Genomic DNA, 10,181 nt, shown 5'->3' with positions numbered 1-10,181 from the left:
GACGACCCGGGCGAGGTGCTGCCGGTCGGCCGGGGCCCGGAGCTGCCCGCGCTGCTGGCCTCGCTGGACAGCCTGGCCGTACGGCCCGCCTGAGCGCGGGCCGCGCTCAGGCTCCGGGCGGTCAGGGCAGGCGGTCGGGGGCGGGCGATCAGGGGCAGGGCCCGGACACCGGTGAGCAGCGGGTCCCGGAAAGCCGGCCTCAGACCCGTTCGAGCGGCCGGTGCGGTTCGGCGGGCAGGACGGTCCGGATCGCGTCACCGGGCCGTACCACTCCGCTCTCCCGCACCACGCTCATGATCCCGGCCTTACGGACGACATTGCCGTCCGCGTCCCGGCCGACCAGTTGCTTGAGCAGGCCGTTGTCGAATCCGTCGATCTGCAGGCAGGGATTGCGCAGGCCGGTGATCTCCACGACCGCGTCGTCACCGAGACGCAGCAGGGTGCCCGTGGGCAGGCCGAGCAGGTCGATGCCGGTCGTGGTGACGTTCTCCCCCAGCTCGCCGGGCGCGACCCGGAAACCCGCCTCGTCCACCTCGGTGAACAGCTCGGCGTGCAGGAGGTGCACCTGCCGGAGGTTGGGCTGCGTGGGGTCCTGCGCCACTCGGGAGCGGTGCTGCACCGTGACGCCGAGGTGCGCATCGCCCTCGACGCCCAGGCCGGCCAGCAGTGTGATGCTGTCCCGCGTCGGCTTGCTGAACTCGTGTTCCCCGCTGCGGCTGACCGCCGCCACCGTCCCGCTCATCGGTCGGCACTCCCCTTCGCCCGGCCCGCAACGCCACGTCGCGGCGATTCTACCCAGCCCCGCCCGACAGGTCGTGGGCCCGGCGGTCAGAGCGCGGCGAGTGCTCCGGACGGCCCGCCCGGAGCACTCGGCCGTGAGCACTCGGCCGTGAGCACTCGGCCGTGCGCGACCCGGCGGGGTCCGGAGCGGTCCGGCTGCCGACCCGGCCGCTCAGCGCCCGATCTGCTTGCGGCCGACCCGGCGGCGCAGCCAGCGCCGCTGGGAGGTGTCCAGCATGAGGTAGGCGGCGACGGGGACACCGATCAGTACCAGCAGCCCGAACCAGCCGATGGTCGCGAGCAGGATGATGCCGACGACCACTCCGCCGACGGCGACTTGCGCATTCCTGGACATGTCCATGCCTCCTCCGCGACCGTCTGCGGTCGCACTCATCCGGTGAACGGGCGCGCCGCCCTCCGCGTTCCACGCTACTGCGCTACTGGGCGCGGAGCGGCTCCCCGACCTCGTGCATGTGCCGCAGCGCCTGCCCGTAGGAGGCGATCAGTCCGGTCTCGGCGTACGAGACGTCGAGTGCGGCGCAGTGCGCGCGGACCAGCGGCTGGGCGCGCCGCAGATTGGGGCGCGGCATGTTCGGGAAGAGGTGGTGCTCGATCTGGTAGTTGAGGCCGCCGAGGAACCAGTCGGTGAGCAGGCCGCCGCGTACGTTGCGGGAGGTGAGGACCTGCCGCTTGAGGTGGCCCCAGCGCTCGCCGTCCGGGTCGGGCATCTCCATGCCCTTGTGGTTCGGCGCGAAGGCCATGCCCAGGTGGAGGCCGAAGAGCGCGTGCTGGACCAGCGCGAAGACGACCGCCTTGCCGGGAGACATCACCGACAGGAGCAGAGCGAAGTAGCCGATGAGGTGAGCGGTCAGCAGCAGGCCCTCGACGACGCGCTCGCGCGGCTGCTGCCGCTTGAGGTCCTGGAAGCTGGAGATCTTCAGCGCGATGCCTTCGAGCAGCAGCATGGGAAAGAAGAGCCGGGCCTGGTTGCGGGTGAGCCAGCGCAGGAAGCCCTCGCGCTCGGCTGCCTGCTTCTGGGTCCACACCAGCGCGCCGACGCCGACGTCCGGGTCCTTGTCGATGTGATTCGGGTTGGCGTGGTGCCGGTTGTGCTTGTCGTTCCACCACGAGCGGCTCATGCCGAGCAGCAGGTTGGCGTGGATGAGGCCGATGACGCGGTGCGCGCGGCGGCTCTTCGCGATCTGGGCGTGCCCCGCGTCATGTCCGACGAAGGCGGTGCGGGCCGAGAACACGGCGGCGGGGACCGCGAGCAGCAGGGTCCACCAGCTGTCGCCGAGCAGCACGACGCCGGTGCCGATGGCGCCCAGGACCAGGAGATTGAGGGTGATGCCGAGTGCGTACCAGCCGCGGCGACGTTCCAGTAGGCCGTGTTGCCTGACCTGTCGGAGCAGGGGAGCGAATTCGCTGCCCGCCACATCGGTGCTGTCCTCGGCCGCCGCGGGTACGGGGACAGTCACGGTGGCCTGGGGCATGGGGATCTCCGGTTGGTCGTCGGTTCGCCGTCGTTGATCAACTTACCGACGACGGCGACCCTGCGGCCATGGCGGCACCACCCGGATCCACCCGGGGGTCATCCCCCGGATGCGACAGGGGGGCCAGGTGTACCACGGAGGAAGATCCTGTGACCAGCCTCACCAAAGGGGTCCTTGGAGGGTTCTCGGCAGGGCTCCCGTTTCGGGTACCCTCGACCGCTCCGGTCACCACTAGTCAAATTTGAGGAATGCGTCAGCACTGTGGCATCACTCCCCGCGGCAACGCCCTCCGAGATCTCCGAACTCTCCCACTGCGCAGCGGTCTTTCTGCCCGCCGATCCTCCGCGCGGCGGCCACGTCGCCTTCTGGCGGCCGGACGGCGAACCGCCGCTCGCGGACGCCGCAAGCGCCGACGTCACCGAGCTGATCGTCGTACTCCCCGAGAACGCCGAAGTTGTCGCGCGCACCGTGCCGGCCCTGTTCCTGCCCGTCCCCGACGCACTGCCGATCCTCACCCGGGCGCGCGCCGCGGGAGCCGGCACGGCGGCCGCCTTCTGGGGCGCCGCTTCGCTGCTCTCCCTCCAGCTCGCCGCGCGCGGGCGGCTGCTGCCCGGACTGAGCCCCGGGGCGTACGACGCCTGGCGGCTCGGCCCGCTGGACGCCGCCGATCTGGCGCGGGTGCGCGACCTCGCCGCCGCCATGCCGCCGTACGCCCACGCGGTCCCGCTGCCCGGCGGCGAGCCCTGGCTGCTGCCCGAACCGGAGTGGCTGCTGCGCGCCTTCCTGGACGCGGTCGGTGACGGACTGCCTCGCTCCCCCGCCGCCGCGCTCGCCGCCGGCGGCCCGGCCTTCGCCGCGGCCGAACCGCAGCGACTGCCCGAACAGCGCGTCGTGGCCGCCGACGTCGCCGCCGGCCACGACGCGGGCGTACGGGTCTCGCTGCGCGTCGAGGTTCCGGGCCTGTTCGACGACGACCCCGGTGACGCGGACGGCCTCGACCGTACCGACACCGCCGACGCCGGGGGGCGTGCGCCGGGGGGCCCGCGCTTCCGGGCCGTGCTCCAGTTGCACAGCCTCACCGACCCGACGCTGGTGGCCGACGCCGCCGAGGTCTGGGCGGGCGACTCCCCGGCCGGCGCGGCCCTCGGTCCGCGCGCCCGGATGGACGCCCTGCTCACGCTGCGCCGCGCCGCGGGCGCCTGGGCGGCGCTGGCCCCACTGCTGTCGGCCGCCGTCCCCGACGCCATCGAGCTGGCCGACGAAGAGGTCTCCGAGCTGCTCGGCCCGGCCTCCCGAGCGCTCGCCGCCGCCGGGGTGCAAGTGCACTGGCCGAAGGAGGTGGCGCGCGAGCTGACCGCACGAGCCGTCGTCGGCCCGCCCGACGACGGCCCCCAGGGCGAGAGCCAGGACGGCGGGCAGCCCGGCGGGGCCGGGTCAGGACTGCCGTCCTTCCTCTCCGCCGACGCGCTGCTCAGCTTCAGCTGGCGGTTCGCGGTCGGCGACCAGGAGCTCACCCGGGACGAGCTGGACCGGCTGGCGGAAGCGAACCGCCCGGTCGTCCGGCTGCGCGACCAGTGGGTCCTGATCGACCCCGGACGCGCTGCGCCGGGCGCGCGAGCGGCAGGACCGCAAGATCACCCCGATCGACGCCCTGGGCGCGGCCCTCACCGGCACCACCGAGGCGGACGGCGGCCGGGTCGAGGTGCAGACCACCGGCTGGCTGGCCGCGCTGCGCGAACGGCTCGCCGACCCGGAGCGCGCGGACGCCGCCGCCGGCGAGCGCGTACCGCAGCCGGCCGCCCTCACCGCGACCCTGCGGGACTACCAACTGCGCGGCCTCGACTGGCTGCACCGGATGACCTCGCTCGGCCTCGGGGCCTGCCTCGCGGACGACATGGGGCTGGGAAAAACGATCACCCTGATCGCCCTGCACCTCCACCGACAGCAGGACCCGGCCGCCGCCGGCCCCACCCTCGTCGTCTGCCCGACCTCCCTGATGGGCAACTGGCAGCGCGAGATCGAGAGATTCGCCCCCGGCACCCCGGTGCGCCGCTACCACGGAAGCGCCCGCGACCTCCAGGAACTGGCCGACGGCGAGTTCGTCCTCACCACCTACGGCACGATGCGGCTGGACGCCCGGCGGCTGGCCGCGGCCGGGGAGCGCGGCCAGTGGGGCATGGTCGTCGCCGACGAGGCCCAGCACGTCAAGAACCCGTTCTCGGCGACCGCCAAGCAGCTGCGCACCCTGGACGCCAAAGCGCGGGTGGCGCTCTCCGGCACGCCGGTGGAGAACGACCTCTCCGAACTGTGGGCGATCCTCGACTGGACCACCCCCGGCCTGCTCGGCAAGCTCGGCGCCTTCCGCAGGAACTACGCACAGGCCGTCGAGGGCGGCGCCGACCCGTCGGCCGCCGAGCGGCTCGGCAGGCTCATCGGGCCGTTCCTGCTGCGCCGGCGCAAGTCCGATCCGGGCATCGCGCCCGAGCTGCCGCCCAAGACCGAGACGGACCGCGCCGTCTCGCTCACCAACGAGCAGGCGGGGTTGTACGAGGCCGTGGTGCGCGAGACGTTCGCGGAGATCTCCGGCGCAGACGGCTTCGCGCGGCGCGGCCTGGTCGTCAAGCTGCTCACCGGGCTCAAGCAGATCTGCAACCACCCGGCGCAGTACCTCAAGGAGGAGCAGCCGCGGATCGCGGGCCGCTCGGGCAAGCTGGAGCTGCTCGACGAGCTGCTGGACACCATCCTCGCCGAGGACGCGAGCGTGCTGGTCTTCACCCAGTACGTCCAGATGGCCCGGCTGCTGGAAACGCATCTGGCCGCGCGCGGCATCCCCACCCAGTTCCTGCACGGCGGCACGCCGGTGCCGCGCCGCGAGGAGATGGTGCGGCGCTTCCAGGACGGTGAAGTGCCTGTTTTCCTGCTGTCGTTGAAGGCGGCGGGCACCGGTCTGAACCTGACCCGCGCCGAGCACGTCGTGCACTACGACCGCTGGTGGAACCCGGCGGTCGAGGCGCAGGCCACCGACCGCGCGTACCGCATCGGGCAGCACCGCCCCGTACAGGTGCACCGGATCATCGCCGAGGGCACCATCGAGGACCGGATCGCCGACATGCTCAACCGCAAAAGGGAGTTGGCGGATTCGGTGCTGGGCTCCGGCGAAACGGCGCTGACCGAGCTGACCGACACCGAGCTGGCAGAGCTGGTCGAGCTGCGGAGGACCGAACGATGAGCGACACGCACCCCGACGACGCACACGCCGACGACACGCCCCCCGCCCACGACGACCCCGGGGCCGCCGCCCCCGAGCGCACCTTCGCGGCGCTGCCGCCTGCCCAAGGGCGCGGGTTCGCGCAGACCTGGTGGGGCCGGGCCTGGCTCAAGGCCATGGAGGACACCGCCCTGGACGGTGAACAGCTCAGGCGGGGACGGAAGTACGCCCGCGAGGGCGCGGTCGGCGCGGTCTCCGTGCGGCCCGGCCGGATCACCGCGGTGGTGCAGGACCGGGACCGCACCGCGTACCGCTCCGACGTGCTGCTCCAGCAGTTGGGCGAGGCCGACTGGGACCGGCTGCTCGACATGGTCGCCGACCGGTCGGGGCACATCGCCGCGCTGCTGGACCGTGAGATGCCGCCGATCCTCGTCGAGGACGCGGCCGCCGCGGGCGTCGACCTGCTGCCGGGCATCGGCGACCTGGAACCGGAGTGCAGCTGCGAGAGCTGGGACCACTGCCCGCACACCTCGGCGCTCTGCTACCAGGTGGCGCGGCTGCTCGACCAGGACCCGTTCGTGCTGCTGCTGATGCGCGGCCGGGGTGAGCGCGAGCTGCTCGACGAACTGCAACGGCGCAGCGCGGCACGGGCGGTCGGGCACGAGTCCGCGCCCGCCCCCGCGCAGCCGCCCGCGGGGGTCGGCGCGCTGGAGCCGTCCGCGGCGCGCGACATCCTGCCGCCGCGGCCCCCCGCGCCGCCCCGGGTCGCCGAGCCCGGCCCGCCGCCGGTCCTCGACGGCGGCAGGCCGCCCGCGCCCGGCGCGGCCGGCGCGCCCGGCATCGACGTCGCCGCCCTGGGCTTCCTCGTCGCGGACACCGCCGCGCGGGCGCAGCGGCTGCTCGCGGAGGCACTGTCCCCGTGGCACGCCGAGACCGCGCCGCCTGCCGCGCTGACGCCCTGGCAGGACGCGGTACGGCTGGCCGCCCGCGCCCCGCGGTCGCCGGTCGCCGCCCGGCTCGCCACCGGCTCGGGCCGCGAGCGCGCCGATCTGGCGCGGGCCGTACGGGCCTGGGAGCACGGCGGGGCGGCCGGCCTCGACGTGCTGGAGGAGGACTGGACGCCCGGTCCCGACGCGCTGGCCCGCGCGCGGGCGGGGCTCGCCGCCGCCTGGGCGGACGACGAGGAGCGGCCCCGGCTGCGGGCCACCCGTAACCGCTGGACGGCGGTCGGCAGCGACGCGCAGTTGCGCTACGGGCGGGACGGGCGCTGGTGGCCGTACCGCAAGGAGCGCGGGAGCTGGTGGCCGGCCGGGCCCGCCGACCACGATCCGGCGGCGGCGCTGGCGATTCTGCTGGCCGAGGGCTGACTGAGGGCCGGACGCGGGGGCGCGGTTGGGGGCTCGGCTGGGGGCTCGGCCGGGGGCGCGCCACGCGTCGGTTCGCGCCCGTCCCCGGGCCCGTCACGCCCCCCGCTCTGCACCCCGCCTTGGCCCCCGCCCGCAGAAGTAACAGCAGGCTGGAGCCGGTCGTTACGTGGTCGCAACCCCAGCGGCGACGACAGCGGCCACCGCCGATGGCAGGATTCAGCGCAACTCACTGACTCGTGGGAACGAAAGCCGATCCTGCCCTGGAGGCACCGTGTCTTCCCGATCCCCCTTGCCCCTCATAGCGGCCGCCGCCGCTGTCGCGGTGCTGGCCGGGTGCAGCAGCACCAAGACCACGGGCGGCGAAGGCAAGGACGTCGAGCTGGTCAAGCCCGGCAAATTGATGGCCTGTACCCATCTCCCGTACGCGCCCTTCCAGGTCAAGAAGGGCCAGAAGGTCGTCGGTTTCGACGTCGACCTGGTCGACCTGGTGGCCAAGGACCTCAAGGTCAAGCAGGAGATCGTGGACACGCCCTTCGAGGGCATCCAGACCGGTGAGGATCTCAACGCCGGCAAGTGCGACCTGGCCGCGGCGGGGATGACGATCACCCCGGTGCGGCAGAAGAACCTGGACTTCTCCGACCCGTACTTCGAAGCGACGCAGGCGCTGCTCACGAAGAAGGGCAAGGCGTACAAGACGCTCGCCGACCTCAAGGGCAAGAAGCTCGGCGTGCAGGCCTCCACCACCGGTGAGGAGTACGCCAAGAAGCAGGCCAAGGGCGTTGAGACGGTCCAGTTCGAGGACCTCGGGCTGCTGCTGACCGCGGTGAAGACCGGGCAGGTCGAGGCGGGCATCAATGACAACGGCGTGCTCTACGACTACGCGAAGCAGAACCCGGACACCAAGGTCGTGGCCGAGTTCCAAACCGGTGAGCAGTACGGGATCGCGGTGCGCACCGGCAACAAGGCCCTCAAGAAGAAGATCGACGAGGTGCTGAAGGAAGCCCGCTCGGACGGCCGGTACGACGCGATCTACAAGAAGTGGTTCGGCACCGCGCCGAAGAAGTGATGCGGATGTCTCGTCGACAGCGGGCGCGGCTCATCCGCGGCGCCCAATACGCCGTCCTGGCCGTCGTCCTGCTCGCCGTCGCGCTGGCCGCGGACTGGGGTGAGATCCGCCGGGCGTTCTTCGACGTCGAGGTCGCCAAGGCGCAGTTCCCTGAGATCATCAGTACCGCGCTGGTCAACACCATCATCTACACCCTGCTCGGCTTCGGGTTCGGGCTGGCCCTCGGGCTGATCCTGGCCCTGATGCGGCTCTCGCAGGTGCCGCCCTACCGGTGGCTGGCCGTCGGCTACATCGAGTTCTTCCGGGGCATTCCGGCGCTGCTGGTCTTCATCGCCCTGGGCTTCGGCGTGCCGTTGGCTTTCCAGGTCGCGCTGAACCAGTACGTCACGGTGATGCTCGCGCTGGGCCTGGTCGGCGCCGCCTACATCGCGGAGACGATGCGGGCGGGTATCCAGGCGGTGCCCAAGGGGCAGGTCGAGGCGGCCCGTTCGCTCGGCATGTCGCACACCCGGGCGATGGTCTCGATCGTCATCCCGCAGGCGTTCCGGATCGTCCTGCCGCCGCTCACCAATGAGTTGATCCTGCTCACCAAGGACTCCTCGCTGGTCTACCTGCTCGGCCTCTCGCTCGGCCAGTACGAGCTGGCCAAGTTCGGCCGGGACGCCCTCAACCAGAACCGCAGCCTGACCCCGATCCTGATCGCCGGGTTGTGCTACCTGGTCATCACCCTCCCGCTCGGCCACCTGGTGCGGCGGCTCGAAGCCCGTACGGCGAAGGCCAGGTGAGCGCGTTGAGCGCATCGTTCACGAAGAATTCGCAGGACCCTCAGGATCCGCAGGACCCTCGGGGCGCCACCCCCGAGGCGGCCATCCGGGTCGAGGGGCTGCACAAGTCCTTCGGCGACGTGGAGGTGCTCGGCGGCATCGACTTCACCGTCGGCCGCGGCGAGGTGGTGTGCGTCATCGGGCCCTCCGGGTCCGGCAAATCGACGCTGCTGCGCTGCGTGAACCTGCTGGAGGAGCCGACCGCCGGCCGGGTCACCGTCGCAGGCTTCGAGGTCACCGACCCCGATGTGGACATCGACCGGGTCCGCCGCCGCATCGGCATGGTCTTCCAGTCCTTCAATCTCTTCCCGCACCTCACCGCGCTGGAGAACTTGACCATCGCCCAGCGGCGCGTGCTGCGCCGCGGCAAGGCGGACGCGGAGCGGATCGGCCGGGCCAACCTCGTACGGGTCGGCCTCGCGGAGAAGGAGTCGGCGTATCCGGCGCAGCTCTCCGGCGGGCAGCAGCAGCGGGTGGCGATCGCCCGCGCGCTCGCCATGGAGCCGGAGCTGATGCTCTTCGACGAGCCGACCTCGGCGCTCGACCCGGAGCTGGTCGGGGACGTGCTGGCGGTGATGCGCTCGCTCGCGGACGAGGGCATGACCATGCTGGTGGTCACCCACGAGATGAGCTTCGCCCGCGAGGTCGCCGACCGGGTCGTCTTCATGGACGCCGGGGTGATCGTCGAGGAGGGCGAGCCGGCCCGCGTCATCGGGGATCCGCAGAACCCGCGCACCCGTACCTTCCTGGCCCGGGTGCTGGACCCGGCCGCCGCCGAGGTGGGCGAGATGCCGGACACCGGCCCGCCCGGACCCCGGGCCGACAAGGGCTGAGTGTGATGATCGCGGTGCGCCGGGAACACCAGTCCACGCGCCCACCCCACTGAGGGATTGAGCCCGCCGACGGCATGCGGAAGCGTGGTGCGCACCGGATCAGGGGCGCGGACCGCGGCCACTCCCCTGGTCCGCAGCTACAGGATCGTCAACGGGAGATATGCATGTTCGGTAGCAGGATGAAGCGCGCGCTCTTCCTCAGCGGGTCGGGCGCGGCGCTGGTCGGGGTCACACTGCTGGGGGCCGCACCGGCCATGGCGGACACGATGGTCGTCGCCTGGACGCACGGATCGGTGAAGGCCGGACCCGCGAACGGGGAGCGGGAGGTCAGCGTCGTCAACAAGGATTACAGCTACACCGGGGAGTGCTGGCTGGAAGGCGACCTGGTCAGGGACCACGGGATCAGCAACCGCAACTGGGTGCGGCTCAAGCTCAACAGCGGTGGGACGGGTTATGTCAGCGCCATCTACCTGAAGGGCAACGACAAGGGGAACGTCCCCAACCACTGCTGAGCCGACAGCCGGCGAGTCCGCACAACCCGCGGCCCCCGCTGAGTCCCTGGTCCGCCGCCCGAGCCGCAGCAGGCCGCTCACCCCGGCGCCTCCCGTAT

The 10,181-nt window shown here is 72.4% G+C and carries 8 protein-coding genes and 1 pseudogene; 6 read left to right on the top strand and 3 right to left on the bottom strand.

Annotation, left to right across the window (positions count from 1 at the left end):
• Window positions 1-199: 199 nt before the first annotated feature.
• The 3 genes from QMK28_RS29760 to QMK28_RS29750 form a co-directional block, all read right to left on the bottom strand.
• Window positions 200-742: an MOSC domain-containing protein gene (locus QMK28_RS29760; protein ID WP_326442785.1), complete on the bottom strand. Its 543-nt coding sequence runs from the start codon at window positions 740-742 to the stop codon at window positions 200-202.
• Between the two features lie 210 nt (window positions 743-952).
• Entirely contained in the window at window positions 953-1,135 is a 183-nt protein-coding gene (locus tag QMK28_RS29755) for a hypothetical protein (RefSeq protein WP_326442784.1), read from the bottom strand.
• Between the two features lie 82 nt (window positions 1,136-1,217).
• Window positions 1,218-2,273 carry a fatty acid desaturase family protein gene (locus tag QMK28_RS29750; protein WP_326442783.1) on the bottom strand — a complete coding sequence of 352 codons (1,056 nt, stop codon included), beginning with the start codon at window positions 2,271-2,273 and terminating at the stop codon, window positions 1,218-1,220.
• A 261-nt stretch (window positions 2,274-2,534) separates the two neighbouring features.
• Here QMK28_RS29750 and QMK28_RS29745 point away from each other — a divergent pair.
• From QMK28_RS29745 to QMK28_RS29720, 6 genes and pseudogenes are all read left to right on the top strand, one after another.
• Window positions 2,535-5,502 (top strand): annotated as a pseudogene (locus tag QMK28_RS29745) (DEAD/DEAH box helicase).
• Window positions 5,499-6,848 (top strand): SWIM zinc finger family protein, encoded by a 1,350-nt coding sequence (locus QMK28_RS29740; protein WP_326442782.1) that lies wholly within the window; start codon window positions 5,499-5,501, stop codon window positions 6,846-6,848. Before QMK28_RS29745 ends, QMK28_RS29740 begins: the two are co-directional and overlap by 4 nt.
• Before the next feature lie 271 nt (window positions 6,849-7,119).
• A complete protein-coding gene (locus tag QMK28_RS29735; protein ID WP_326442781.1) occupies window positions 7,120-7,914 on the top strand; it encodes a basic amino acid ABC transporter substrate-binding protein in 795 nt (264 codons plus the stop codon).
• Window positions 7,914-8,699 carry an amino acid ABC transporter permease gene (locus tag QMK28_RS29730; protein WP_326442780.1) on the top strand — a complete coding sequence of 262 codons (786 nt, stop codon included), beginning with the start codon at window positions 7,914-7,916 and terminating at the stop codon, window positions 8,697-8,699. The genes QMK28_RS29735 and QMK28_RS29730 overlap by 1 nt, the downstream gene beginning before the upstream one ends.
• An 83-nt stretch (window positions 8,700-8,782) precedes the next feature.
• Window positions 8,783-9,571 carry an amino acid ABC transporter ATP-binding protein gene (locus tag QMK28_RS29725; RefSeq protein ID WP_326442790.1) on the top strand — a complete coding sequence of 263 codons (789 nt, stop codon included), beginning with the start codon at window positions 8,783-8,785 and terminating at the stop codon, window positions 9,569-9,571.
• Between the two features lie 164 nt (window positions 9,572-9,735).
• A complete protein-coding gene (locus tag QMK28_RS29720; protein ID WP_326442779.1) occupies window positions 9,736-10,083 on the top strand; it encodes an SH3 domain-containing protein in 348 nt (115 codons plus the stop codon).
• The last annotated feature ends 98 nt before the right edge of the window (window positions 10,084-10,181 follow it).

The sequence above is a fragment of the Streptomyces sp. H27-D2 genome (genome assembly GCF_035828615.1).
Lineage (GTDB): Bacteria > Actinomycetota > Actinomycetes > Streptomycetales > Streptomycetaceae > Streptomyces.
This window is presented reverse-complemented; position numbering and strand designations above follow the sequence as displayed.